Genomic DNA, 25,556 nt, shown 5'->3' with positions numbered 1-25,556 from the left:
CACAAGATGAATTACCGCAATGTGAGGAGCGAGCCATGAAGATCGTCTTGCCAGGATGCGCCGTTGTTTGCGCCGCGGCGCTGTGGAGTACCTGCGCGCTGGCCGCGCCGCCGGGTTCGGCTTACCAGACGCCTGTGCAGTTATCGAGCGGAAGGAATCTGCTTTGCAGCGTGAACGAATCACAGCCTGCCGGCGAATTGGCGGCGCTCACGCGTCGCGAGCAAGTGGAAGCCGATGTCCTCGCCACGCAGCGTTTGCGGCTCGTGAGCGGACCGGAATCGCCTTACCCCTCTGCCTATACGGCGCCGAGCGTTGCCTGCGTGAACGCCGGTTGATGCCGCAGAAAGAACAGCGGGGCTCGATTCGCCTGACGAATCGAGCCCCGCGTGCCATGAGAACGAATGAGAAGCGCGATCAGAAGCGCGTGCGCACGCCCGTCGTCACTTCGACCTGGTTGGTCGCACCGAAGGTCGTACCCACCGTGTAGCCGCCGTGCAGCTTCATGTAGTCGCCCGCCAGATACACCTCGGTGCGCTTGGACAGGTGATAGAAGATCGAGCCATAGAGCGTTTCCTTGAAGCCGTTGTGCAGCCCGCTCGTGGGATCGAATGCGCCGATGTTGGCGTTCGGAATATCGCCATCGACGTTATACGCGGCGTTGTGCGTGCGCATTTGCTGATAGCCGAGTTCGTAGTCGAGCGCGCCCTTCGGCACGAGCTTGAACGAGACCGTCCACGCATTGTCCTGACGCTGGCCGAGTGCCCCCTGATTACCCCAGTAGCGGAAATAGCCCGCATTGGCGCGCACGATGCCGATCGTGTAGTTGCCGCCGACCGAGAACGCCTGGTTCGTGTTGCCGTCGCGGTTCACGTGGTTATAGAAGGTCGAGGCCGTCCACGTCGGAGCGTTGTAGCCGAGTGCGACCTGATAGTTCGCGTTATTGCCGAAGCTCGTTGAATTGCCGAACGCGTAGCCCGCCGCGGCGTAGATGCCGTTGTCAAACACCTTCTTCCACGCGACGCCGTTCTCGTAACGGGTGCCCGTTGCGCTCGCCGCGTAGAAAATCATCTGCTTGAAGTTGTTCGCGTTGGTCCAGCCGCCCTCTTCCGTCGTGAGCTTCGCGTTGCCGTACGGGTCGCCGTAAATGGCCGCGGCGTCGCGCGCGATGGTGTTCTGGAAGCCCGCCGTGAGCTTGCCGAAGCGCTCGTCTTCCACGCCTACCCAGGCGTCGCGGTCGAAGAGCTGGCCCGGGTCTTCCATCTGGCCGTCGCTCACGCGGTATTCGCTTTCGAGCCGGAAGATCACCTTCGTGCCGCCGCCAATGTCTTCGGCGCCCTTCAAGCCCCAGCGGCTGCCGCTGAACCACGGTTCGCCGGCAATGCCCATGCCGATCACGTGATTGCCGTTGGCGTCCGCATGCGATTGATACGTAGGGACGCTCAGGTCGATAAGGCCGTAGAGTTGAACGCTCGATTGCGCGTGTGCGCCGCTCGCTGCAAGTGCGCCGAAGGTCGCGCCAACTGCAGCGACAGCAAGTTGTTTTCTCTTCAAGATCGTCTCCAGGGTGCTTCGTTGGAAGTTTTCATGGACCCGCTGCCATCACTCACCGGTTGCGGCGAGCCGTGTGAATCAGCGGGTGAGACGAATATTAGAGAGGTGAATCCTTCGCGATTCTTTCACGTACGATTCGTATATCTAAGTACATCCACCAATACCGGCAAATAAGCCGGCCTGCTTAGGCCGCCACCGGCTCTTTCGCGCGAAGGATGTAGCCGAGACCGCGCAGCGTGGTGATCTGCACGCTCGACTCCGCCAGATGCTTGCGCAGGCGGTGGATGTAGATATCGATCGCGTCCACACTCGGTTCGTCGCTCAGGCTGCAGATGCGCTCCAGCAGCGCCTGCTTCGGCACAGCCTTGCCCTGGCGCAGCATGAGCGCTTCGAGGATGGAATGCTCGCGCCGACGCAGGCTGAGCGGCGCATCCTGGTGGCGGAACTCGCGCGTGTCGCAAACGTACTGCAGGTCGCCGCAGGTCAGCCAGCCCGACTTCTCGCCCGTCTGCCGCCGTATCAGCGCCTTGATGCGCGCAACCAGTTCGCGGCTGTCGAACGGCTTGACCACGTAGTCGTCGGCGCCCGCGCCGAAACACGCCACCTTGTCGTCTATCGAGCCATGCGCGGTCAGCATGAGCACGGGCACGTTATTGCGCCTGCGCCGCAAACGGTTGAGCACGTCCTTGCCGCTCAGCCGCGGCAGGCGCATGTCGAGGAGCACGAGATCGTAGCTCTGCGTGAGCAACACGGTGTCGGCGGCTTCGCCATCGGCCACGCAGTCCACCGTGAAATTCTCGGCGCGCAACAGGTTGACGATCCAGTGCGCGAGTTCGGCATTGTCTTCTACAAGCAGCAGCTTCATGGTCCCTCCTCACCTCTCCTCATCCGGGCCAGACCGGCAATCGCACCGTCGCGACAAGACCCACCCGCTCGGCCCCCGCGGCAACGCTCACCGAGCCGCCGTGCGAGCGCGCGACCTGATGCACGATGGCAAGACCGAGGCCCGTGCCCTCGGTATCCGCCGCGACGCGATAGAAGCGCTCGAACACGTGCGCGCGCGCCTCCGCTGGAATGCCGGGGCCGTTGTCCACCACCTGCAGCATGACCTGCTCCCCTTCGCTGCGGCACACAGCCGTCACGCGGCCGCCCTTGTGGGTATAGCGAATGGCGTTGTCGATCAGGTTGGACACGAGCGAGGCCAGCAAGCCCGTGTTGCCCGCCACGTGCACGTCGTCGTCGAGTTCCGCGCCGAGATCGATGCCGCGCCGTTCCGCTGCCTGGACCATCTCTTCGAGCACGGAAGAAACGACCTCGGTGAGGTCGACGCGCGTCTGGCTGCGCGACGACTGCGTCATCGATTCCGCCTGCGCGAGCAAAAGCAGTTGATTCGTCAACTCCGCCATTTTCTGGCTGGTGCGGCGCACGCCTTTGAGTGCGTCGAAAAGCGCGGGATCGCTCGCGTCGCATTGACTCGCGAATTGCGTTTGCGTGGTGAGCAGCGTGAGCGGCGTGCGCAGCTGGTGCGCCGCGTCGGCGATGAACTGGCGCTGCATGGCGGCATGCACCTTGAGCCGCGCGATGCACTGGTTGATCGCCTCGACGATCGGCCTCAGCTCCGATGGCAGATGATCCGGGCGGATCGGCTCCAGTTGCACGGGCTCGCGGTCGGCAACGTCGTCCTTGAGCTTCATGAGCGGCCGCAGTTCGAGCGTGAGCCCGAGCGGCACGAGCAGCGCGACGAGCGCCAGCATGAACCACTGGCGTGCGAGCTGCGGCCTCCACAAAGCGTTGATCATCGCCTCGCGCGACGCGATCGTCTTGCCGACGATCACCATGACGCGTTCGGCGCGGCCCGAGTCGTAGAGCATGCGCTCGTAGGCCACGGCGCGAATCGGCAAACCCGCATACGTGGTGTCGTAGAACACCGGCACCTCGGCTGTGTTCGCGCCCGGCAATGGCAAGTCCGGCGCGCCGCCCAGCAAGCGGCCATCGCCGGCGACTACCTTGTAGAAGACGTGATCCTGCCAGGGCGATTCGAACAGTTCCAACGCCGCCGGCGGGATCGTCGCGCTGAGGGAGCCATTGTCCCAGCCGACGTCTTCGATGATCGTGCGCGCCGAATCCAGCAGCGAGTGGTCCTGCACGAGATCCGCGGTCTGCCGCGCGGCATCGTACGATTCGCAACTCGCCACGACGACAAACGCAGCGAGCGGCACCAGCAGCCACAACAGCAATCGCCCACGCAGGCTATGCACCATGTCGCGCTCTCTCAGGTACCAAACCGCCAGGCGGCGCGCGCACGACGGCGGCTCTGGGCGTGCCTCATTTCGCGTTGACGAATTCGTTCGTGTACGTACCGGACAAATCCACGTGCTTGCCCTTGACCGAGGGATTGAAACCGGAGAGCACCTTCAGTACGGTCGCCGGACCGTCAGCGGGCATCTTGCCGTCTGCGGTGTACATCGGCAGCGAGGCCTTGAGTGCGCTCACATAAAGCGCCTTGTCTTTTTGATAGTCGGCGGGCATTTGGGCGGCGATTTCCTCGGCGCTGTGCGTGTGAATGAACTGCATGGTGCGCGCGAATGCGTGCGCGAGCTTCACCGCCTGAGCCTTGTGCGACTCCGCCCACGCGTCCTGCACGTAAAGGCTTGCTGCGGGGTAGGTGCCGCCGAGCGCGGCGCGCGTGCCTTCCACCGTGCGCATATCGACGAGCACCTTCGCGTCGCCGGCTTTCTGCAGCGCCGAGACGGTCGGCTCGGTCGTCATGCCCGCGTCGATGCGCCCCTGCTTGATGGCCGCGATGAAGCTCGCGTCTGCGCCCACCGGCAACATGGTGTATGCGCTGGAGGCAATGCCATGCTGGCTCGCGAGATACTGCGTGAGAAAACTGGTCGAGGACCCAAGGCCCGTCACGCCCAGCGTTTTGCCTTTGACGTCGGCCATGGACTTGATCGTGCCGGCCGCTTTGGACGACACCATTTCCACTTCACCCGGCACCTGGCCGAACACGACGATCGCCTTGACGTCCTTACCCTTGGTCTGCAAGTCGATGGTGTGATCGTAGAAGCCCACCACGGCCTGCACCGCGCCTGCCAGCAGTTCGTTCTCCGCATCCACGCCCGCGGGCTGCGAGAGCAACTCGACGTTCAGCCCTTCGTCCCTGAAATAGCCCAATTGCTCGGTGAGGCGCGCGGGCAGGTAAATGAGCTTCGTAATACCGCCGACCATGATGGTGATCTTGTCGCCGGCATCGTCGGCGGCATGCGCGCCGTGAACCGCCATGGCAAACAGCAGGCCACCAGCGAGCGCGACTCGACGCAGCGCGCCAAAACTAAATTGCATTGATTGTCTCCGTCAGAATGGGCGGGCGGCGCGATGCTCGCCACCTCGATCGTTTCGGGGATTCTAGTGATTCAAACCCTTCCCGAAGCTTTCGCGGGTCACGCCGATTTATACGGGATTTCCATGAGCGGCGGCATTACTCATGCTTTTTATATTTCTGAATGAAAATGGCTTTTATTCAGGATAAAGACCGAACCGCCGTCGATTTCAACAGGATTCCTGATCGCTTTCGCGCAAAGCAGCGAGACCCGGATCAGGGGTCTCTGCAGGGGGCATTGCCAGCCGGGGCTCGCGCAGGTCTAGCGCGGCAGCGCGCCTTTCATGACGCGCACCACATCGTTCGGCTCGATGCTCGTCACGTCGGTCGGCCCAATGAGCGGGGAACATCTGAAGAAGTCGTTCTCCACGTACCGGGTTCTCGGATCGATATCATCGCTGAACAGCGCGACGGTCGGTACGCCGGCCGCGTGCGCGATATGCAACAGGCCGCCGTCCGCACCAACGAACAGCTTGCTCTGCCCGATGAACGCATAGCATTCGTGAATCTTCAACTTGCCGACCAGCGAGTCGAGTTTCAAATTCCTGAATGACATTGCAGTGAGATCGTTGGCTTCCTTGAGCCCATTGTCCGATCCGATCAGCACATATTGATAGCGCGACAACTCGGGATCGTCATCGAGCCGGGCAAGAACGTCGGCCCACTTGCCGTAGATACGGTTCGATTCCCTGCCGCCAACCGAAATCGCAATTCTGCCGGCCCACGCTTGCGCCGGAAAATCCTGGCTTTGCGGCGCATCGAGAATCAGCCGCGAACTTTTGTACAGCGCAGCTTCTTCGACCCCAGAATTCAGAATCTTGTTGAACGAATAGTAGCTGAACTGAATGTGGTTGAAATTGCGCCCTGCATACCATCCAATCAAGCTCGTAAATCTGGATTGACCGGCGTAGCGGATTTTCTCCTTGATGACGCGAATGCCGAGCTTGTTCAAAATGACGAAATCGTATTCGCCGAAATCGACTTCACGGTAGTCCGTGTAGATTTTCGAAAAATACCGGTCGTGGCGGAAAAGCTCAGCCAAAGAAGGATCTAGAACCACGTCCAGCTTGTACGACGTGCCGCTGAGGAGCGCACGCCCGGAAAGGTCCATCAACGCGTCGCCGAGGTTGTTGACGCCGCTGTAGAACAACAGGATCCGGGCGCCTGGGCGCAACTGCGCAGATTCCGTATACAAACCCAGCTGGCGGTTGAGTGAAAGTATCGACCACTTATGCAGCTGCTTCTTCAGAAGCGAAAGCTTTTTATAAGCGGAAAGGCTCTCGACCTCATCCTGAACGATTTCCGGATGGGGAACGCGAAGACTCTTGCTGATAAAACCACGGACCGTATCGACTTTCATTGTTCACTCAGCAGGAGCCTGCCCAGCCCATCCGTAACCTTTGACCGAGCGGCTATTATGCCACCCGGCGCGAAGGTCACAGAACGCGCTGGACGGCCCGGGCAGACTCTGTGATGTCCTGCCCGAAACCGGCGACCGTATTGCAGCCCGCCAAAGCGGCCAGTGCGCCGATCATCGATACCACCACCAGAATCCGTCCGATCATGTTCATCTTCCCCTAAGCTCGATTTTTGATTGTTGCGCGGGCGGCTGCTCGTAGCCACGAGCCCGCAGCATCCAGCCCCATTTTAGTCGACCGGATTCCGTAGACCGGATTCCGTATTCTGTCTGGGCTGGGTCCGCGCGTGCAAATTGACAGCGGCTACGCCGCCCGCGCGGGAGGCGTGCACGCTTACACCTGTAAGGCGTGCCGATCCGGCAGATCGTGCGAGCCGGTCAGTCTGAACATCGAAACGGAGCCCTTGAGGTCGTTCGCCTGAGCGGCGAGCGCACTTGCCGCCGCCGCGGCCTGCTCCACGAGCGCCGCGTTCTGCTGCGTGACCTCGTCCATCTGCGTGACGGCCTGACCGACCTGGCCGATGCCCTTGCTCTGCTCCTCCGACGCGGCCGTGATCTCGCTGATGACATCGGTCACGCGCCGGATTTCCTGCGTGATGACGCGCATCTTTTCGCCGGCCTCGTGCACGTGAGCCGCGCCCGCATGCGAGCGTTCGACCGATTCGTGAATCAGCTCCTTGATTTCCTTCGACGCCGCCGACGAACGCTGCGCGAGCGAACGCACTTCCGACGCCACCACGGCAAAGCCGCGCCCCTGCTCGCCGGCGCGCGCCGCTTCAACGGCCGCATTGAGCGCGAGAATATTGGTCTGGAACGCAATGCTCTCGATAATGCCGACGATGCTCGCGATGCGATCCGAACTGGCGTTGATGTCCACCATGGTCTGCACGACGCGCGAGACCACGGCGCCCCCCTGCTCCGCGGCCTCGGCGGCTTGCGCGGCGAGTTGGTTCGCCTCGCGGGCGCTGTCGGTGTTCTGCGAAACCGTGGACGTGAGTTGCTCCATGCTCGCCGCCGTTTGCGCGAGCGATGCGGCCTGCTCTTCCGTGCGCTGCGAGAGGTCCTGATTGCCAGCGGCAATTTCGTTGGTCGCTGTGGCGATGGAGTCGGCCGAGTGCTTGATCGTGTCGATGGTCTGCGTAAGCTGCTCCTGCATGCGCTTCATCGAGAACAGCAGGCTCGAGCGATCGTCCGCTGCGATCTCCACTACGGCGGTCAAGTCGTTGTTGGCAATGCGGTTGGCGATTTGTGCCGCGTAGGCAGGCTCACCGCCTAGCGAGCGCAGGATGCCGCGATTCACCACCGCCACGACCGCCGAGAGCGCCAGCGCAATCGCCGCCAGAATGCCCAGGCTCCAATAGAGCGTCACGCGGAACGCCGCGTCGATATCGTCGACATAAAGACCCGTCGTGAGAATCCAGTCCCACGGCTGGTAGCTCACGCTAAAGGAGATTTTCGGCGCAACGTCGTTCGAGCCGATGCGCTTGAACGAATAGGACACGAAGCCCTGACCTTCCTGCTTGATGACGGAAACGATTTCCTGGAACAGATAAACGCCGTTCGAATCCTGAAAGTCGCCGACGTTCTTGCCGACAAGGTGCGGGCTCGCGGCGTTCATCAGCAGCACGTACTGCGAATTCATAATGCCGAAGTAGCCACCGTCGCCATACTTCATGTTCTTGACGGCTTCCATCGCGCGCTTCTGGGCGTCTTCTTGCGACAACGTGCCGGCATTGGCACGCTCGCCGTATGACTTCACCACGGCGAGCGCGATCTCCGAGGCATGCTTCAAATCCGCCTTGCGCTCCTCGAGGCGCGTTGCTCGCATCTGCCACGCGTCATAAATCGATACGCCTGCGAGGCACACGAGACTTAGAATCAGCGGCAACCAGAGCCTTTGCACAAAAGAGAGCTTCATCATTCTGTCGTTTTCTAATCTTTTGAGGAGCGTGCCTGAGCAGGCGGCACCCCGCTTTCGCGGGCACGCGTTGCGGAGTCTCTGCGTATACGGCGCAGGCTGCGCACGCATTAGAGGCAGATGACGCAACAAGCTCTTGCGAAAATCGATGCATGCGAAACAGTGCCGCTCAATGCGCCCGTGCTTCACGACAGGTGTAAGGGTTTCCGCGGCCGACTCAAACCCGACGAAACGGACGAAGAACGCGAGGTGCGCGACGCGCTGCGCTGCGTGCTCGACCTCGCTCGCGGCACGCCGGGACCGAACCCGGCGTGGCGGCGGCAGACGGATTTCGAACCCGACGCATTCGTCGTAATCCATGGCACTTGCGTGCGAACGCAAGCTGCCGGCGGGTATTATTGAACAGTTGAAATCGCTGCAGTGCAAACTGCGCGGGCGTCGCCATTGATCCGCCAGTTTCAGGCCAATTCGACGCCTTGCGACACGTAACACAACCACGCACCACAACGGGCCCTCTCGTCAATGCGCATTTTCGGAATCAGCCTTTACGTCATCATCGCCCTGCTCTTTGCAGTGCATGCCATCCGCAACCAGCAGAACATGTACTGGCTGCTGATCCTGTTTCTTTTCCCCGGTCTTGGCAGACTCGTCTACTTCTTTGTCATTTATTTGCCGAGCCTGCGCCAGTCGCGCGGGGCGAGAGCGACAGGCCGGGCCATCTCGCAACTGGTCGATCCCAACCGCGCGGTGCGCGAAGCACGCACGGATTTCGACCGCGCGCCGACCGTCGCGCACCGTATGCGCCTGGGCGCTGCGCTACTCGACGCGGGCAACGCCGCCGAAGCGCTAGAGCATTACCAGGCGGCGGCTACTGGGCCGTTCGCATCCGATCCCGCCTTGCTCGAGGGCCTCGCGCGCGCGCAGTTTGCCAACGGCAATGCCGCGGCCACGCAGGAGACGCTGGAAAAGCTGTTCGCCGTTCAGCCTGTCGCCCGCCAGCAGCCGCATCCCGCCTTGCTGTATGCACGGGCGCTCGCCGCGAATGGCGCAGCGGGCACGCGCGCCGCGTTCGAAGCCGCGCTCTCGTGCGCGAGCGACGCCGCCCCGCGTTGCCTCTTCGCCGACTGGCTGGCAAAGCAGCCTGGCGACGCCGACCGCCAGCGCTCGCGCGAGCTTTACGCCGAGATCGTGCACGACGCGAAGCACTGGCCGCGCCACGCCCGCGAGCACAATAGCGAGTGGCTGCAACGGGCTCATGCCGCGTTGAGCCGATAGCGCAGACCTTCCCGCGAGGAGACGCTGTGAGAGAAACTACCGTCAAGTTCAAACGTGGCATGTTCACTGCGCTCTTCAGTTGCGTCGCGCTGATCTGCGTGCACCCGTTCACGGCCCGCTATCCATCGCTGGGCATCGCCGCGTTTGCCGGCGGCGCTTGCGCATTCGTCGGCACGCAACCGGCGAGCTGCCTGTTCCGCCCGTAACGCGAGCGCAGCGCAATCACATGCGCGCGCACATGCGCCGGTAGGTGGCCGGCGTCATGCGGTACGCGCGGCGAAACCAGCGGCCAAGATGGCTCTGGTCGGCGAAACCCACTTCCGCGGCGACCTGGGCCGGGGTGTGGCCCGCCGCCAGCAGCCTGCGCGCGGCGCGCAGGCGCAAGCGCACCAGGTACGCATGAGGCGACGTGCCGAACTCGCGCTGGAACAGGCGCGTCAGGCGAAACCGGTCGATGCCCGAGCTATCGACGAGTTCGTCGAGCCCGATGTTCGCGCCCATGTGTTCGTGCAGCAGGTCGCGCACGCGGGCCAGCGCGGGCGGCGCGGCGGGCGCCGCTGCGGTCGTATCAAGAAGATGGCCGCCCAGGTGCTCCAGCAAGCGATCGAGCGCCTCGTCGCGCGCGAGCCGGCCTTCCTCGCCGTATAGCGCAAGAAATGCACGGCGGATCGCTTCGATCAGGCGCGGGTCGTCAACGAGCGTCTGGCCGAAAGCGGCCGCCACGCCGCCCAGGCCCGCAATGTTCAGCCTGCGCGCCGCACGCTCGACCCACGGCTGCGGCAGGTACAACATCGCGTAGGTGAAGCCGCCCGGCTCGGGCGCGTGGCCGTCGTGCAGCGCGCCCGGCTCGATCAGGATCGCCCGGCCCGGCACGCTCGTATGCAGCGACCGGTGACACTGAAAGCGCTGCACCCCCTGCTCCGTATAGCCGATCAGCATGTCGTCGTGATCGTGGAGGTCGTAGGCGTGGCCGCTGAAATGCGCGCGCAAACTCTCGATGCCCGTCTGCGCATCGCGCCGCGCGACGAGCCAGTGATCGTTCCGGCCCTCAGCCACCGTCGCGTTCGTCATGGCAAGTCTCGCTCCTCGTTCCCGGTTCCTTTCCCAAGGGCACGAGTGTACGCCAGCCATGCGCGGACGACGGAGCGTGGCCTCGATGTTGTCAGGGCCTGCTCAACCGGGTTCAGTCGTCGAACTCGCCGGCCTGCAGCGCCTCATCGAAATCCGTGATCCACGGGGCGAAGTGGTCGGTGTCGTAGATGGCCGTCTTGCCGTTGGCGATCCGTGTGACGGAAACCTGCCGGATCGCCGCGCGCTCGCCCGCGGCAGCGGTTTTCTCGTTATCCGAGATCCGAAACTCGCCCAGGTCGAGCCCCCGGCTCGCGAGCACAGCCTTGACGTCTTCCTGTTCGTCCCAGGAGAACTCGGCGAAGTCGTGGGCTGTCATGTTCGTCTCCTCCAGGGCGTCATCAAGGACTGCACGGCGCAACGGGCAATCCCTCGGCCTTCCAGCGCAACATGCCGCCAGCGAGATTGGCCACCCTGCCGAAGCCCGCCTTGGTCAGCAATACGCTTGCCTGCGCGGAGCGCACGCCGGAGCGGCACACCGCCACGACCGGCCGATCGCGATCGAGCTCGTCGATGCGGGCCATCAGTTGCGAAAGCGGCACCAGTTTCGCATCGGGCAGATGGCCGAGATGGTCGATGAACTCGGGCGCCTCGCGCACGTCGACGATCTGCAGCGTCGCCGCATGCTCCAGCAGCGCCATGGGCTCGATTTCCCATACGCCGCTAAAGCGCAGCGTGAGCGGCGCCCAGTCGGGCGTTTCCTGGATCGGCGCGTCGCCTTCGGGCTTGCCGCAGCGCAGGTTGGCGGGCACCGCGACGGCCATCTGCTTGGGGTGAGGCAAATTCAGGTTGTGCATGTAGCCCGCGAAGTCGCCGAGATCGACGTCGCCGCCCAGGCGCGGATTGAAGCGGCGCTCCTCCGCCACGCTCGTGACCGTGATGCCGCGATAGTCGTGCGCCGGGTAGAGCAGGCAGTCGTCGGGCAGCGAGAGGATCTGCTCGCGCACGGAAGTGAACAGCTGTTCCGCGCTCCCGCCCTGAAAATCGGTGCGGCCGCAGCCGCGTATCAGCAGGCTATCGCCGGTAAAGGCCATGCTCGCGTCGTCGAGCACGTAGGTCAGGCAGCCGCAAGTGTGGCCGGGCGTGGCGCGCACTTCCAGATACCGCTTGCCGAAGGCGATGCGATCCCCGTGCCGCAGCGGACGGTTCACGCCCTCGGCGCCCACCGCTTCGGCGAGCGCGATCTGGCTGCCGCTGCGCTCGCGCAAGCGCCACGCGCCCGTGACATGATCGGCGTGCACATGGGTATCGAGCGTCGCCTGCAGGCGCAGGCCCAGTTCCTGCAACAGCGCGAGGTCGCGCGGCACCTGCTCGTAGACCGGGTCGATCAGCAGCGCCTCGCCGCTTTCGGGGTCGCCGAGCAGGTAGGTATAGGTGGACGATACGGGGTCGAAAAGCTGGCGAAAGATCATCGCGGCTCTCTGTCCTGGCAAACGCGTGGTTCGCTTTGCAGTATGCCGCATCCGGTTTCGGCCCGGCTGCTCGACGTGCGCGAACTAGCCGCGTTTGTTCGGAAACGAACGAACGAAAGAATCGAAAATGGAAGAAAGCCCTCCGTCAGCCGTTTATCACATATCCCGGCGGGGCTTTTACAAGGACTGAAATCATGACCAGAATCTTGTTGTGCGCCATGGCTTGCTTTCTGCCCATTGCGGTGTTCGCGGAAGCGCCGAAAGTGGCCAACGGCATGGTCGTCGACGATGACGGCATGACGCTCTATACGTTCGACAAGGATACGGTACAAGGGAAAAGCGCCTGCGCCGGCGCGTGCGCCACCATGTGGCCGGCCGCGCTCGCCGACCCCTACGACAAGGCCAGCGGCGACTGGGGGCTCATCGCTTCCGAAGACGCGAAGCATCAATGGACCTACAAGGGCCACCCCCTCTATCGCTACTCGAAGGACACGCACGCCGGCCAGATGAACGGCGACGGCTTCAAAGGTATGTGGCACACCGTGAAGCCCTGACATTATTTCGGTTAGCTAATCGATTGACATGACCCGGCCCACCCCGTGCTTCGGAGCGAGCCGTGGGTCGTGACGTTGCGTTGCTGTCGATCAGTCACCCGTGCGCAACGTCCAGACCGTTGCCGAATTGGTGTTGTCGTCTACGGCGGCAAACTGCGAGTGGTGCGCGCTGTTCATGCCAAATGCGAGCCCGAACGCGGAACCCGCCGTGGGATCGACAGACATCTGCGCGACGAATTGGCCCTCCACGGTGAATTCGACGATCTCGCTGGGCTGTTGCGGGTCGGGGTTTACGGCGTCGCCGTTGGCCGTGACGAGATGCCCGTTGGGCGCGAGCGCAAGGGCAAGCGGTCCGTGCAGGTGGGTGTTGTCCTGATAGATCAGCCTCCCCATTCCGCCGCTATGATTCGCACCCGCCGCGCCGTAGATGGCGAACACCGCGTTGTCGCCCGTCGAGGCGACGTAGAGCACGTCGCGCTGGCCGTCATAGGCGAGGCCCGTCGGGCCGACGACCAGTGCAGCCGGATCGGTGCGATGCATGTAGCCCGACGCAACGATCGTCGAGGACGGCAACTCCGTCACGCCGTTCTCTCCGAACGCGAGGTCGATCCGGGCGACGGTGCCATTGAGCACGTCCGAGACGAAAACCTTCACGATCTGCCCGCCGTCGATCACGGTGAGGTCCCAGGGGCCGTCGAGCAGCCGCGCATCTTTCAGTTCTTTGACGACCCGGCCCTGCGGATTGATGACGAGAAGCGAGCCCGGCGCGGTGACGTTCTTGCCGTCGGGCGTCGGCACGTTGCCCACCAGGACGAAGCCGTTTCTCAGTACGGCGAGCGCCGTCGTGAGACCGAGGTGCGCTCCCTGGAAGAACGTCACCGGCTGGCCGTTCGGAACGAGCTTCACGATCGTCGTGCCGGTGCCTTGCAGATTCGATTGCGCATTGAAGTTGGACACCACCACGTCGCCGGGTTTGAGCGTGCTCCATGAGGGCACGCCGACCGGTACGAATGCAATGCCATACGGATTGACGTCACCGTTGGACGGCACGGTCGACGAAGTCGCGAACGCCGGCGGCAGGATCGCCTCCTGGGCATCGGCGCGGACCGTTCCCAGCGAAAGGGCGAAGAGCCCGGCGCCCAACGCCAGGTGACGCAGTCGCGGCACGAACGCAACCCGGCTCCTGCCGAAGTAAGAACGACATGCAGACAACGAGCGAGAAGCTTCCATCTGACACCTCCTTCTCGCGGGGACGGTCCGGAACGCCAGGACGACTCGCGCGGCCAGTGAACGCACCATGCTTCGCGCGCCCCGCGTTTTGCGTAAACGATCCAGAGGCGAGGCTATTCCGCTGAGCGCGCTTCAACGTTTCGCCGTTCCGATTTGCGCTTTCGGCGCAACCGCGGGCGCTGCCAGCTGCTCCACCAGAAAATCCACAAACGCCCGCACGCGCGACGTTAAATACCGCGCATGCGGATACAGCAGGATAAACGGCCGGGTACGCCCGCCGTCCTCGCGCAGCACTTCCACGAGCCTGCCCTCGCGCAGGTCGTCCGCCACCACGAAGCGATACGTCTGGAAGAGCCCCGCCCCCGCGCGCGCGAGCGTCACGCCGGCGAGCGCGTCGCCCGACGTTCCGTAACTTCCGCTCGTGATCACATCGCCATCTTCACTAGCATTGCCGTCGAACGTCCACGCAAGATGGCGCCCACTACTTGGCAGTTCGAACTGTATGCATTCGTGCGACTGCAGATCCGCCACGGTCTTGGGCACGCCCGCGCGCTTCAAATAAGCGGGCGTTGCCACCACCACCATCTCCGCGTCTTCCAGCTTGCGCGCCACCAGGTTGGAATCGGCGGGTGCGCGCCCGCGAATCGCCAGGTCGAAGCCTTCGTCCGCGAAGTCGATGTTGCGGTTGCTCAGATGCGTGTCGACCTGCACCTCCGGATAGCGCTCGCGAAACGCCGGCAAGAGCGGCAGCACGCGATAGTGCCCGTAGGGCGTGGGCATGCTGATGCGCAGCACGCCAGCCGGCGTGGTCTGCTCGCCCGTGACTTCGCGCTCGGCGTCCACGAGTTGCGAGAGCGCCTGGCGGCACTGTTCGAAGTAACGCCGCCCCGCATCGGTCAGGCGGATCTGGCGCGTCGTGCGCACGAACAGGCGCACGCCGAGCCGCTCTTCGAGCCGCGCCACGGATCGGCTCACCGCGGCGGGCGTGACGCTCGCAGCATTGGCCGCCAGCGTGAAGCTGCCCAGCTCCGCCGCCTGGCAGAACAGTTCAATGCTGCCCAGCAGCAAATCGTCGAATTTGCGTTGCATGCCCGTTTTCTCCTGATTGCTTCTGTTCGCGCCTGATCTTTTAGTTCTATTCTGAAGGGTCCCACATGAAGCGAGTACTCGTCACCACTCGAGGAGAACATCGTGTCCGTCGAACAAAAACTTGCCGATCTGGATCTCTTCGCTGCCGTGCTCGGCGAGAAGGCCGGGCACGCGCGCTCCGCGTTCTCGCATCCGCAACTGCCCGTCAATTTGCCCATCGAACTCGTCGTGATCGCGCAGATTCTGCCGGCCTGAACCCGTCTTTTCCGCCACGTAAAGGAACATCGGCACGCGCATCCATCGCGCGTGCCGATGTTCTCGTTTGCGTTGATTAAATACCGCTCAAGCCCACACCGACTGCAACCGTGCGATGCTCTCGCGCGTCTCACGCTCCAGCTGCGCCACCAGTTCCGCCGCCGGCAACGCGCGCGCGAGCGGCGCGGCCTGGCCCGCCCACTGCGCGCCGTAGCCGAATTCGCCCCTGGCCTTCGCAGCCGCGATCAGCGCCTTGCCCGCGTCGTACGTGATCGGATAAGACGGAATGCGCGGCGCCTTCGGGTCCTCGCCAAGCGCAGTGAAGCGGTTGACGATGCTGCGCGCAAGGCGCCCCGAGATCGCCGAAGTGAACGTGGTATGGCGCGCGGCGTCGCCGAGCAGGGCGGCGCGATAGCCTTCGTCGGCGGCACTCTCCGGGCAGGCCACGAAAGCCGTGCCCAGTTGCGCCGCCTGCGCGCCCAGCGCGAGCACGGCCGCAATGCCCGCGCCGTCCATGATGCCGCCCGCCGCGATCACGGGCACGTCGAATTCGCTCACCAGCAGGCGAGTGAGCGCAAACGTGCCGAGGCCATCGTCGCGGGCATTCTGATCGAACACGCCGCGATGGCCACCGGCCTCCACGCCCTGCGCGACGATCGCATCCGCGCCCGCCTCCACCGCCGCAGCCGCTTCGTCGAGATTCGTTGCGCTCGCAAACAAACGGATGCCGGCGTGCTTGAGTTCGGCAATCACTGCATCGGACGGCAGGCCGAAATGGAAGCTCACCACCGCCGGCTTCTCTTCCAGCAGCATGGCCTGCATGGCCTTGTCCACGACAAAGCTCGTATAGATCTCCGAGAGCGATTGCGGCGGCGTTGCGCCGTATTGCTCGAACACCGGCGCGAGCCAGTCGAGCCACGCGCGCTCCACGGCCGCGTCGGGCGTGGCCGGGCGATGGCAGAACACGTTGATGTTGAACGGCTTGGCCGTCAGCTCGCGTGTCTGGTGGATCGCGCGGCGCGCGTTCTCCGCGCTCATCGCGGCCACGCCCAGCGAGCCCAGCGCGCCTGCATTCGACACGGCGGCGGCCAGCGCCGGCGTGGTGGTGCCCGCCATGGGCGCCTGAATGATCGGCTTCTGAATGCCGAGCGAGCGCAGCAACGCCCGTTGATCCACTTGAGTGCTCATGTTGCGTTCCCTCCGGATGCGTTCCAGTTTCAAGCGTGAGCGCGGCGCTGCGCCCAGTGCGCGAGTCCACCGCATGCGACCAGCAGCGCGCCGGTCACGAAGAACACGGCGTGCAGACCAAAGTGAACGCCGATCACGCCGCCGATCACCGGCCCCACCACCTGGCCGCTGAATTGCGCCGATTGCAGATAGCCGAGCATGCGGCCCGTCTTGCTTTCGTCTACCGATTGCCGCGCGAGCTTGCCGATGGAAGGCAAAAGTCCCGCGAGCGTCATGCCCATCACCACGCGCAGGCCCGCGAGCTGCCACCAGTGTGTGACGAACGCTTGCGGCACCATCGCGAGCCCCGTGAGCACGAGGCAGGCGACAATCACGCGCCAGCTCCCGAAGCGGTCGGCCAGTGCACCCAGGCGCGCCGCCGTGAGCATGCTGCCAAGCGCCGAGCATGCCATGACCACGCCCGCCACGCGCGCGAGATGCGCCGCGCCCACGCCCAGACTGCCGATATACACCGTGATGACAGGTTCGATCGACATGTTGGCGAGCAGCACCATCATCGCCGTTACGAGCAGCGCGGCCACGACCGCATAGTCGGGACGGCGCGCGTCGCTGCCCGAACCCGTCGCCCTATTGCTTGCGTGGGATTTCGCGTCGCTTTCAGGATGAAACTCTTCCTTCACCACGAAGATGGTCAAGAGCGCCGCCAGCGCGATCATCGCGCCGCCGGCGAAAAAGGTGCCGCGAATGCCGATCCAGCCAGGCAGCATGCCGCCCACCAGCGGCCCGACGAGATTGCCCGCGAGCGCGCCGGTGGAAAGAATGCCGAGCGCCCAGCCCGCGCGCTCGCGCGGCGCCTGGGTGCCGACCATCACGGTGGAAGCCGACGCATAGCCCCCCACGAGACCGGCGATCAGACGCAGCGCGACGAGCTCGTACACATTGTGCGCCACGCCGATCAACGACATCACTACGGCCATGCCGATGGCCGCGCGCACGAGCATGGGCTTGCGGCCATAGCGGTCGGCGAGGCGCCCCCAGACGGGCGCAGTGAGCGCCGTGCCGAGGAAGGTCGCGCCGAATGCCACGCCCGACCACTGGATCACGGCGGACTGCGAGGTCACGCCGAGCTGCCGCACGTAGAGCGGCAGGAACGGCAGCAGCATGCTGAGGCTCACGAGCGTGGTGAACGAGCCGATTACGCACACGACGAGATTGCGCCGCCAGTACTGCGCATTGCGCTCCGAGTAGCCGCGCGGCTGCGGCTTTGTCTGCCGGAGCGCAGCCGCGGGAGAAGAAACGGTCGTATTCACCTGGCCCTCAACGCGGAGAAGAGATCGACAAAGAGCGCAAGCACGAGCGCTGCGGCGCCGATGGCGAACAACACGAGGTAATTGCCGCCGCTCGACGAGAACACGAACGACAGGCCGTAGGCGGCAACCGCCTGCATCACGGCGAAGCTCGTCGTGGCGCGGCTCCACGCGCCCTTCACGGCGGATGGATGGTGCGCGAGCAGCTCGTTCACGCGGCCGAGCACCAGCGGCACGATGCCGGGCGTGAATGCGCCCACCAGCACCGCCGAGACCATGAGCCCCGCCGGGCCGAAGATGCCAAGCGCCGGAATCGCGACCGCCACGGCCTGCACCAGATACGCGGCGCGCAGCGCCGGACCGAAGCCCGCGCGGTCGGCGAGATGCCCCGCCGCGAGCGGGCCGACGATCGCACCAATGCCATACAGCACCCAGAATTCGGCGCCCGCATCCACGCCGCGGCCCAGCCCGCGCGCCACATAATCCACGAGGAAGATCATGTGCGGCACGAGCCCCACGGCATTCAGCCCATATTCGGCATAGAGCGCACGCAGCTTCGCGCGAGGGTAAGCCTTGGCGTGTTCGAAGCGCGAAGGCGCGTGAGCGTGCGCCGGCGCGCCGTGCTCGGGCCAGCCGTTCCACGCCACGGCCGTGAGCAGCAGCGAGACCACGGCGAGTCCGAGCCACGTGGCCGTCAGGCCCTGGCGCAACAGAATCGGAACGATCGTGCCCGAAGCGGCAATGCCGAGCCCGATGCCCGTGAAGATGCCGCCGCTCGCGAAGCCGCGGCGCGCCGCCGGCACGTGCGCGAGGATCGTGGGTGCGGCGAGCACCATCAGCGCGCCGCCCGAAAGGCCCGAGGCGAAGCGCCAAACGAAAAACCAGAGGAAGGAGACGGGCACCGCGCAGGCGACGAAGGCGAGGGTCGCGAGCAGCATCATCGCGCGCAGCACAGTGGCTGGCCTGGCGGCGCGGACCATCGCGCCCGCGAGCAGCGCACCGGCCAGATAGCCGCCCAGGTTTGCGGCGCCGAGGTAGGCGGCCGTCGAGGCGGGGAACCAGTGCGCGCCGATGATGGCGGGCAACAACGGCGTATAGGCAAAACGCGCGAGCCCAATGCCGATGAGGCTCGCGCTGGCCCCGGCGAGCGTGCCCCGCCAGACGTTGTAGGTCGCACGCGCGGACGGATTCGAGACGGCTTGATGCATTGCGACTCCCGGGAACGGATGCAATGAAGCACCCGCTGAACATGGGAGCCAGTCTAGGTTAGATCACGCGGCGAGAGAATCGATGCGGTACGGAAGTCATTCTTCCGCATCGCGAACGAATGGGCGAATTTCGCTCAATCGGCGTCGGTAATACGCCGGGCCTGCTCGAAGTACTCGCGCAGCCGGGGCGCGGCGAAATCGACGAAACTGCGCACCTTGGGCACCGAAAGGCGCCCGTGCGGCGTGACCAGATTCGCGGGCAGCGGCGCGTGCTCGCTGTCGCGCAGCACGATCCTGAGCCGGCCCGCCTCGACCTCCTCGGCCACGTGATAGGAAAAGAGCCGCGTAACGCCATGCCCCGCCACGGCCGAAGCCCGCGCCGCGCGTATCGTATTCACGATGAAGCGCGGCGAGAACTGCACGACCTGGGGCAGCGCGGTCTGGCGCGCCGCCGGGAAGCTCCACGAGTCGAGCCCGAAATGCGTCATCGAAATGATCGGATGGCTCGCGAGATCGGCGGGCGCCTTGATGGCCGGATGCGTGGCGAGATAGTCGGGCGAGGCGACCACCACGCGCCGCACGTCGCCCACCGGAATGGCGACGAGCGTCGAATCCTGCAGATGCGCAATGCGCAACGCCACGTCGATGCCCTCGTCGATCAGGCTCGCGGGCCGGTCGAGCAGGTGCAGACGAATCGACACCTCGGGGTTGCGCTCGATGAACTCCTCGATCATCGGGCGCAGCACCTCTTCGCCCACGGCCACCGCCGCCGTTACGCCCAGCAGCCCGCGCGGCGCGGAACGCTCGTCGGCGGCAAGCAGGTCGGCTTCTTCGAGATCGGCGAGAATCCGCCGGCACGCCAGCGCATAACGCTCGCCCGCCTCGCTCAGGCGGATCGTGCGTGTGGTGCGGTACAGGAGCGGCGTGCCGGTGTGCTCCTCGAGGAACGCAATGGCCCGGCTCACCGCCGCGGGCGAGCGGCCCAGCCGGCGGCCCGCGCCCGCGAGACTCCCCTCGTCGAGCGTGGCGACGAAAACCTTCATGGCGTCGATTCTGTCCATTGCGCGTTTTGGCTGGTGGTCGCGTTGCTCTGTGAATTCCGCGTCGATCTTAGCGGATTACGCGCAGGCGTTAAAATCGGCGCTTCCACTTTTGCGGCAAACGATCACTCATGAAGTGCCTCACCCTCTCGCCAATCCTCGCTGCCCTCGCTGCCATGGCGCTGGCCGCCACGCCCGCCCTTGCCCAAACGTCGTCGGGCGCTTCGAATTCGAAGCGCGACTGCGCAATCGGTTATGTGACGGGCGTTGCAGGCTCGGCGCCAAGCGTGCGCGACTATCTGGCCACGCCGGACCGCGACCGCATTCGCTACCTCAAGGACAACGAGATTCAATGCAAGATCGCCGACGACGACAGTCACGCGTCCGGCTGCACGGGCGTCACGCTATTGAAGAACGAGAAGGTGAGCGTGTACGACGATAGCGACCCTGCCACCACCGCTATCGTCGTGCGCGTCGAACTCGACCGCGGAACCTACCCGGTGATCATCGTCGCGCCCAAAAACGAGGTGAAGTGCGACGAGTGAGCGGCACGCAGTTGGTCGGGGAGTTAGCGCGAGCGACACTCGCACGCCGCGATTTCCGCCTCGGGCACGCCCGCCATTCGCGCGGCATCGACAATCTGCGACCAGCTCGTCGCATCCACGGGAATGCCCTGCGCCTCGCGCTTACGCCGCGTCGCGTCCTCGCGCTCGCCGGGCAGCAGGATCTCATCGACACCCGCCGCGCGCCGCGTAGCCTTTAGCCATTCGACGAACGCGAGCGCTTCGTGCTCGCGCGAGGGCGCGTCGAACGCCGCTGGATCGACGATCACCGACGTCATGCAATTGACGATCGCGTGTGTGGAGACGATGGTTTGCTCGCGCGTGGTGAAGCCGCCCGAGAGCGCGCCCGCCAGAATCTCGCACATCGCGGCGAGCCCCGAACCCTTGTGGCCCGCCACCGCGCCTCCGAACGCGCGCAGCGCGCCGTGCTGGGTATCGCTGAACAGCGCGCCCGGATCGCGCGTGGGGCGGCCGTCGCTGTCGATCAGCGCATCGGCGGGCACATCCACGCCTTTGTTGTAGGCCACGCGCACTTTCCCCGCGGCAATCGCGCTCGTCGCGAAGTCGAGCACCAGCGGCGAGCGGCCCTCGAGCGGAAACGCCGCGCAAAACGGATTGGTGCCGAAGCGCCTGTCGATGCCGCCGAACGGCGCGACGAGCGGATCGCCCGCGACATTGACGAAGTGGAACGACACGAGCCCGGCGCGCGCGCATTGCTCCGCCCAGTGCCCGATCCGTCCAATGTGATGGGCATTGCGCAGGCCGAGCGCACACACGCCGAGCGACTTCGCGCGCTCGATGCCGTGCTCCATCGCCTCAAACGCCGTGACTTGCCCGAAGCCGCGCGCGGCTTCGATCGTGAGCACCGCACCCGCGTCGCGCACGACCTGCGCGTGCGCGTTCAGTTTGAGCTCGCCTTCGCGGCACGACAGCATATAGCGTGGAATCATGCCCACGCCGTGCGAGTCGTGCCCGGCGAGATTAGCCTCGACGAGATGATCGGCAACCAGCGCCGCCTCGCGCGCCTCGCTGCCGGCCGCGCGCCAGATGGCGACGACGAAGGCGTGCAGCGCGCGAGCCTCGATAACGACTTCCGAACCTTTTGCAGCAGTGGCATTCGACATGTAGGTGACCCTGTGTGTGGCAGCGGAGTAAAAGGCGGCGCTTACGTGCTTACGCGCGCGGCGCGTAAGCCGGTTCGTCGACGCCGCTGGCCTCGGGTGCCTGGAGCGGCTCGACACGTCCGACAATCACAAGATAGCTCACTGCGCCAAGCACGCAAAACCCGCCGGCGACAACGAGCGGAATGGTGAACGAGCCGCGTGTGAGCTGCAGCATCACGCCTGTAAACGTCGTAAGCGCGATGCCTGCAAGATTCGACGCAAAGTTCTGAATGCCCGCCAGCGAGGCGACGTGCCGCGGCGTGGGCGCGACATCGGCAGGCAGCGACCAGATGCTGGCCGCCGCAGCCGCGAGGCTCCCATAGGCAATCGCGAATAACGCGAGCATTACATAGACATCCTGAACAACGCTGGTGAGCGTGATCACAGACGAAAGCAGCATGCCGCCGACAATGCAAGTCTTGCGTGCGGCAGTCAGGCTCCAGCCGCGCTTCACGAGCGTATCGGAAAGCCAGCCACCCAGCCAGCCGCCAGGTATCGAGGCAATGGCGGGCAAGGTACCGAGCGTGCCAAGCGACTTGAGCGAGAAACCGCGCGCCTCCACGAGATAGCTCGGAAACCACGTTATGAAGAAGTAAATGACGAAGTTCAGGCAGAAGAAGCCCAGCATCATGCCCCACACGGTGCGGTAGCGGAACAACCCGCTCCAGCGTATCGAGGCGGCAGCCGGCACGGGGGCGCGCGGCTGATCGAGTGCGGCCCGCGCCTCAGGTTCCCGATACATCACGACCCAGCCCAGGATCCACACGAGCCCGAGCGCGCCGGTAATCACAAACGACGCTCTCCAGCCCCACGCTGCCATGATCGCGACGACGAGCGGCAGCGAGAGTGCGGAGCCCACGCGCGAGCCGCTGTCGAATATGCTCGTGGCGAGCGCGCGTTCTTCGCGCGAGAACCACTGGCTAACGAGCTTCGCGCAGGACGGATACGCCCCCGCCTCGCCAGCGCCCAGCATAAGCCGGCAGCCGAACATCGCCGCGAAGCCGCCCGCTACCGCGGTGGCCGCGGTGAACACCGACCACCAGCCCACGGCGAACGGCAACGCGATGCGCGCGCCGGCCCGGTCGACGAACCAGCCATACGGCAGTTGCATCACGGCGTAAGTCCAGAAGAAGCCGCTGAGCAGCAACCCCATGGCGGCAGGACCAATGCCGAGGTCCTTCATGATGTGCGGCGCCGCGACCGCGAGATTGGCGCGGTCGATGTAGTTGACCGCAATCGCCAGAAAACAGAAGAAAATGACCAGCCAGCGCGATTTTTCCTTCATGGAAAGCACTCCTTCTGAATGTGGCGTCGTCTCTGCGTCGAGTGGCGCCTGTTCGAATCGCTCCCGCTCTACATGACCGCCCCCAAATGCCAGGGCACGAATTCGTTCTGGCCATAGCCGTGCAGCTCGCTCTTCGTGCGCTGCCCGGAGGCCGTCGCGAGCATCAACTCGAAGATCGCAGCGCCTGCCTCCTCTACGCTTTGCTCGCCGTCCAGAATGCGGCCGCAGTTCAGGTCGATGTCTTCTTCCTGGCGTCGCCACAGCGCGCTGTTCGTGCCGAGCTTGAGCGACGGCGAAGGCGCGCAGCCGTAGGCGGAGCCGCGGCCCGTCGTGAAGCAGATCAGGTTGGCGCCGCCCGCCACCTGTCCTGTGGCGGACACAGGGTCGTAGCCAGGGGTATCCATGAACACGAGCCCCTGCGCGCGCACGGGCTGCGCATACTCGTAGGTTTCGACGAGCCGCGTCGTGCCGCCTTTCGCCACCGCGCCGAGCGACTTTTCGAGAATGGTCGTGAGGCCGCCCGCCTTGTTGCCGGCAGAAGGGTTGTTGTTCATGTTGGCTTCCATGCGCGCGCAATACGCTTCCCACCAGCGGATGCGCGCCACCAGTTTTTCGCCGACTTCGCGCGACACCGCGCGCCGTGTGAGCAGATGCTCGGCGCCGTAGATTTCGGGCGTTTCGGAGAGGATCGCCGTGCCGCCGTGCGTGACGAGCCTGTCCACGGCCGCGCCGAGCGCGGGGTTCGCGGAAATGCCGGAGTAGCCGTCCGACCCGCCGCACTGCAAGCCGACCATGAGATGACGCGCATCGACAGGCTCGCGCGTCACGCGATTCGCTTCGGCCAGCAGCGCACGCACCTGTTCGATCCCCGCTGCAACCGTGCGCGCGGTGCCGCCCGTCTGCTGAATCGTCATGGTCGAGAGGCGCGCGCCGCGCTCGAGCTGTTCGGCTTCCACGAGACCGTCGATCTGGTTCGTCTCGCAGCCGAGTCCGACGATCAGCACGGCATGGAAATTGGCGTGCCGCGCATAACCCGCGAGCGTGCGGCGCAACACCGTGATCGGTTCGCCCTCGGACGCCAGCGCACAGCCTTCGCCGTGTGTGAGCGCCACCACGCCATCCACGTTGGGGAACGCTTCCAGCGCTTCCGGGTGGATGTCGCGGCGGAAGTGATCCGCTATCGCGCGGGCGACAGTAGCCGAGCAGTTCACAGACGTCAGGATGCCTATGTAGTTACGTGTCGCGACGCGGCCATCCGCGCGCCGAATGCCAAGAAACGTGGCAGGTTGCGCAGCGGCGGCCGTTTCGTGTGCGTCCACGCCGAATGCGTAGTCGCGCTCGAAATCGCCCATCGAGAGATTCTGCGTATGCACGTGTTCGCCGCGACGGATCGGCCGGCTCGCAAAGCCGATGATCTGCCCGTAGCGGCGCACTGGTTCGCCTGGCTCGATATCGCGCAGCGCGACCTTGTGGCCAGGCGGAATCATGCCCGCGACCGTATGGTCGCCATAGAGTGTCGAGCCGGGCATCAACTGCCCGCGTGCGATGGCGACGTCATCGCCCCGATCGAGAAGAATGAGCGCGGCGGAGAGCGAGGCGGGGTCGAGCAGTGTCATAGCCGGTCTCCTTGGGAAGCGCCGCGCACGCCAACGTAAAGCGAGTACAGCGACGTGCTGGCTGCAATGAAAAGGCGATTGCGATTCGGGCCGCCGAACACGAGATTCGCGACCGTCTCCGGCACGAGGATCTTGCCGAGCAGCTTGCCGTCGGGCGCATAGCAGTGGATACCGTCGCCCGCGCTCGTCCAGACGTTGCCGTGCTCGTCTACACGCATACCGTCGGGCACACCCGGCGAAACCTCCGCGAATACCCGGCCGTTGTGCAACCCGCCTTGCGCGTCCACGTCGAATACGCGGATGTGATGCGGGCCGTTCTCGATATGCGACGCTCCCGAGTCGGCCACATAGAGCCGCAATTCATCGGGCGAGAATGCAAGCCCGTTGGGCTTCGTGAAGTCGTCGGCCACGCGCTGCACCGCGCCGGTATCGGGCGCCACGCGATACACATGGCATGCGCCGATCTCGCTCGGCGCGCGATAGCCCTCGTAGTCGCCGAGAATGCCGTAGTCGGGGTCGGTGAACCAGATCGAGCCGTCCGAATGCACGATCGCGTCGTTGGGCGAATTCAGCCGATGCCCCTCGTAGCGATCGGCAATGACGGTGATGCGCCCGTCGTGTTCCGTGCGCGTGACGCGGCGCGTGCCGTGCTCGCACGTCACGAGCCGGCATTCGCGGTCGAGCGTGTTGCCGTTGCTGAAATTCGAGTTCGCGCGGAACACGCCCGTGCCGATGCCGGGCACCCAGCGCATCATCCGGTTGTTGGGAATGTCGCTCCAGACAAGAAAGTCACCGGCGGGAAACCACACCGGTCCTTCCGCCCACATGCAGCCGCCCGCGAGCTTCTCGAACTGTGCGTTGGGCTGCAGCAGCATGCGAAAGCGCGCATCGTGGATTTCGTATTCGTGGGGATTCATCGTTCCGGCCTCGTACCGTCAGGGTCAGGTCACGGCGACGCGCGTGACCGATCGCTCA

General features: G+C 64.8%; 26 protein-coding genes and 1 pseudogene. 7 read left to right on the top strand and 20 right to left on the bottom strand.

Annotated features, from left to right (window positions below; translation table 11 throughout):
• The first annotated feature begins 35 nt into the window (after positions 1–35).
• A complete protein-coding gene (locus tag M3I54_RS03120; protein WP_254332942.1) occupies positions 36–335 on the top strand; it encodes a hypothetical protein in 300 nt (99 codons plus the stop codon).
• A 79-nt stretch (positions 336–414) separates the two neighbouring features.
• Here the strand turns inward: M3I54_RS03120 and M3I54_RS03115 are convergent, their stop codons facing one another.
• The 4 genes from M3I54_RS03115 to M3I54_RS03100 all read right to left on the bottom strand — a co-directional run bounded on the left by M3I54_RS03115 (position 415) and on the right by M3I54_RS03100 (position 4,896).
• On the bottom strand, positions 415–1,563 hold the full coding sequence (locus M3I54_RS03115) for a porin (protein ID WP_375542086.1): 1,149 nt from the start codon (positions 1,561–1,563) through the stop codon (positions 415–417).
• 172 nt (positions 1,564–1,735) lie between these two features.
• Positions 1,736–2,416 carry a response regulator gene (locus M3I54_RS03110; protein WP_254332940.1) on the bottom strand — a complete coding sequence of 227 codons (681 nt, stop codon included), beginning with the start codon at positions 2,414–2,416 and terminating at the stop codon, positions 1,736–1,738.
• 19 nt (positions 2,417–2,435) lie between these two features.
• Positions 2,436–3,812, bottom strand: coding sequence for a sensor histidine kinase (locus tag M3I54_RS03105; RefSeq protein WP_254332938.1), 1,377 nt, complete (start codon positions 3,810–3,812; stop codon positions 2,436–2,438).
• Positions 3,813–3,876: 64 nt separating this feature from the next.
• Positions 3,877–4,896 carry an ABC transporter substrate-binding protein gene (locus tag M3I54_RS03100; protein WP_254332936.1) on the bottom strand — a complete coding sequence of 340 codons (1,020 nt, stop codon included), beginning with the start codon at positions 4,894–4,896 and terminating at the stop codon, positions 3,877–3,879.
• Between the two features lie 33 nt (positions 4,897–4,929).
• Between M3I54_RS03100 and M3I54_RS44765 the strand changes: the two genes are divergently transcribed.
• On the top strand, positions 4,930–5,061 hold the full coding sequence (locus tag M3I54_RS44765; RefSeq protein WP_302058812.1) for a hypothetical protein: 132 nt from the start codon (positions 4,930–4,932) through the stop codon (positions 5,059–5,061).
• A 134-nt stretch (positions 5,062–5,195) separates the two neighbouring features.
• On the opposite strand, the gene M3I54_RS03095 is transcribed toward M3I54_RS44765, so the two are convergent.
• The 3 genes from M3I54_RS03095 to M3I54_RS03090 form a co-directional block, all read right to left on the bottom strand.
• Positions 5,196–6,293, bottom strand: a complete 1,098-nt coding sequence (locus M3I54_RS03095) for a glycosyltransferase family 9 protein (protein WP_254332933.1) — start codon at positions 6,291–6,293, stop codon at positions 5,196–5,198.
• 76 nt (positions 6,294–6,369) lie between these two features.
• Complete coding sequence (locus tag M3I54_RS44760) at positions 6,370–6,504, bottom strand: hypothetical protein (protein ID WP_302058811.1); 135 nt, start codon at positions 6,502–6,504, stop codon at positions 6,370–6,372.
• 180 nt (positions 6,505–6,684) lie between these two features.
• Positions 6,685–8,760 carry a methyl-accepting chemotaxis protein gene (locus tag M3I54_RS03090; RefSeq protein WP_309249587.1) on the bottom strand — a complete coding sequence of 692 codons (2,076 nt, stop codon included), beginning with the start codon at positions 8,758–8,760 and terminating at the stop codon, positions 6,685–6,687.
• Positions 8,761–8,790: 30 nt separating this feature from the next.
• On the opposite strand from M3I54_RS03090, the gene M3I54_RS03085 reads away from it, so the two are divergent.
• Positions 8,791–9,543 carry a hypothetical protein gene (locus M3I54_RS03085; RefSeq protein WP_254332931.1) on the top strand — a complete coding sequence of 251 codons (753 nt, stop codon included), beginning with the start codon at positions 8,791–8,793 and terminating at the stop codon, positions 9,541–9,543.
• Positions 9,544–9,569: 26 nt separating this feature from the next.
• Entirely contained in the window at positions 9,570–9,749 is a 180-nt protein-coding gene (locus M3I54_RS03080) for a hypothetical protein (RefSeq protein ID WP_254332930.1), read from the top strand.
• 16 nt (positions 9,750–9,765) lie between these two features.
• On the opposite strand, the gene M3I54_RS03075 is transcribed toward M3I54_RS03080, so the two are convergent.
• From M3I54_RS03075 to M3I54_RS03065, 3 genes are all read right to left on the bottom strand, one after another.
• Positions 9,766–10,614 (bottom strand): AraC family transcriptional regulator, encoded by an 849-nt coding sequence (locus M3I54_RS03075; RefSeq protein WP_254332929.1) that lies wholly within the window; start codon positions 10,612–10,614, stop codon positions 9,766–9,768.
• A 112-nt stretch (positions 10,615–10,726) separates the two neighbouring features.
• A complete protein-coding gene (locus M3I54_RS03070; RefSeq protein ID WP_254332928.1) occupies positions 10,727–10,990 on the bottom strand; it encodes a hypothetical protein in 264 nt (87 codons plus the stop codon).
• Between the two features lie 22 nt (positions 10,991–11,012).
• Positions 11,013–12,083: an MBL fold metallo-hydrolase gene (locus M3I54_RS03065; protein WP_254332927.1), complete on the bottom strand. Its 1,071-nt coding sequence runs from the start codon at positions 12,081–12,083 to the stop codon at positions 11,013–11,015.
• Between the two features lie 194 nt (positions 12,084–12,277).
• Between M3I54_RS03065 and M3I54_RS03060 the strand changes: the two genes are divergently transcribed.
• Complete coding sequence (locus M3I54_RS03060; protein ID WP_254332926.1) at positions 12,278–12,637, top strand: hypothetical protein; 360 nt, start codon at positions 12,278–12,280, stop codon at positions 12,635–12,637.
• Between the two features lie 90 nt (positions 12,638–12,727).
• On the opposite strand, the gene M3I54_RS03055 is transcribed toward M3I54_RS03060, so the two are convergent.
• Entirely contained in the window at positions 12,728–13,687 is a 960-nt protein-coding gene (locus M3I54_RS03055) for a hypothetical protein (RefSeq protein WP_375542085.1), read from the bottom strand.
• A 312-nt stretch (positions 13,688–13,999) separates the two neighbouring features.
• The gene (locus M3I54_RS03050; protein WP_254332923.1) at positions 14,000–14,956 is read right to left on the bottom strand and encodes a LysR family transcriptional regulator; all 957 of its coding nucleotides are present in this window, start codon (positions 14,954–14,956) and stop codon (positions 14,000–14,002) included.
• Positions 14,957–15,088: 132 nt separating this feature from the next.
• Between M3I54_RS03050 and M3I54_RS03045 the strand changes: the two are divergent.
• Positions 15,089–15,211 (top strand): annotated as a pseudogene (locus tag M3I54_RS03045) (RidA family protein); the annotation flags it as partial.
• A gap of 87 nt (positions 15,212–15,298) precedes the next feature.
• On the opposite strand, the gene M3I54_RS03040 reads toward M3I54_RS03045, so the two are convergent.
• The 4 genes from M3I54_RS03040 to M3I54_RS03025 all read right to left on the bottom strand — a co-directional run bounded on the left by M3I54_RS03040 (position 15,299) and on the right by M3I54_RS03025 (position 19,975).
• Positions 15,299–16,399, bottom strand: a complete 1,101-nt coding sequence (locus M3I54_RS03040; RefSeq protein ID WP_254332921.1) for a nitronate monooxygenase family protein — start codon at positions 16,397–16,399, stop codon at positions 15,299–15,301.
• 29 nt (positions 16,400–16,428) lie between these two features.
• Entirely contained in the window at positions 16,429–17,709 is a 1,281-nt protein-coding gene (locus tag M3I54_RS03035; protein WP_254332919.1) for an MFS transporter, read from the bottom strand.
• Entirely contained in the window at positions 17,706–18,914 is a 1,209-nt protein-coding gene (locus tag M3I54_RS03030; protein WP_254332917.1) for a YbfB/YjiJ family MFS transporter, read from the bottom strand. Before M3I54_RS03030 ends, M3I54_RS03035 begins: the two co-directional genes overlap by 4 nt.
• Before the next feature lie 134 nt (positions 18,915–19,048).
• Positions 19,049–19,975, bottom strand: coding sequence for a LysR family transcriptional regulator (locus tag M3I54_RS03025; RefSeq protein ID WP_254332915.1), 927 nt, complete (start codon positions 19,973–19,975; stop codon positions 19,049–19,051).
• A 110-nt stretch (positions 19,976–20,085) separates the two neighbouring features.
• Here M3I54_RS03025 and M3I54_RS03020 point away from each other — a divergent pair, with 110 nt between their 5' ends.
• Positions 20,086–20,499 carry a hypothetical protein gene (locus M3I54_RS03020; protein ID WP_254332913.1) on the top strand — a complete coding sequence of 138 codons (414 nt, stop codon included), beginning with the start codon at positions 20,086–20,088 and terminating at the stop codon, positions 20,497–20,499.
• Between the two features lie 23 nt (positions 20,500–20,522).
• Here M3I54_RS03020 and M3I54_RS03015 read toward each other — a convergent pair whose 3' ends face one another.
• From M3I54_RS03015 to M3I54_RS03000, 4 genes are all read right to left on the bottom strand, one after another.
• The gene (locus M3I54_RS03015) at positions 20,523–21,641 is read right to left on the bottom strand and encodes a malate/lactate/ureidoglycolate dehydrogenase (protein ID WP_254332911.1); all 1,119 of its coding nucleotides are present in this window, start codon (positions 21,639–21,641) and stop codon (positions 20,523–20,525) included.
• A gap of 49 nt (positions 21,642–21,690) precedes the next feature.
• Positions 21,691–22,965 (bottom strand): MFS transporter, encoded by a 1,275-nt coding sequence (locus M3I54_RS03010; protein WP_254332909.1) that lies wholly within the window; start codon positions 22,963–22,965, stop codon positions 21,691–21,693.
• Between the two features lie 68 nt (positions 22,966–23,033).
• Positions 23,034–24,581, bottom strand: a complete 1,548-nt coding sequence (locus M3I54_RS03005) for a UxaA family hydrolase (RefSeq protein WP_254332907.1) — start codon at positions 24,579–24,581, stop codon at positions 23,034–23,036.
• On the bottom strand, positions 24,578–25,498 hold the full coding sequence (locus M3I54_RS03000; protein ID WP_254332906.1) for an SMP-30/gluconolactonase/LRE family protein: 921 nt from the start codon (positions 25,496–25,498) through the stop codon (positions 24,578–24,580). Before M3I54_RS03000 ends, M3I54_RS03005 begins: the two co-directional genes overlap by 4 nt.
• Between the last annotated feature and the right edge of the window lie 58 nt (positions 25,499–25,556).

The sequence above is a fragment of the Paraburkholderia sp. CNPSo 3274 genome (assembly GCF_024206475.1).
Classification (GTDB): Bacteria; Pseudomonadota; Gammaproteobacteria; order Burkholderiales; family Burkholderiaceae; genus Paraburkholderia.
This window is presented reverse-complemented; position numbering and strand designations above follow the sequence as displayed.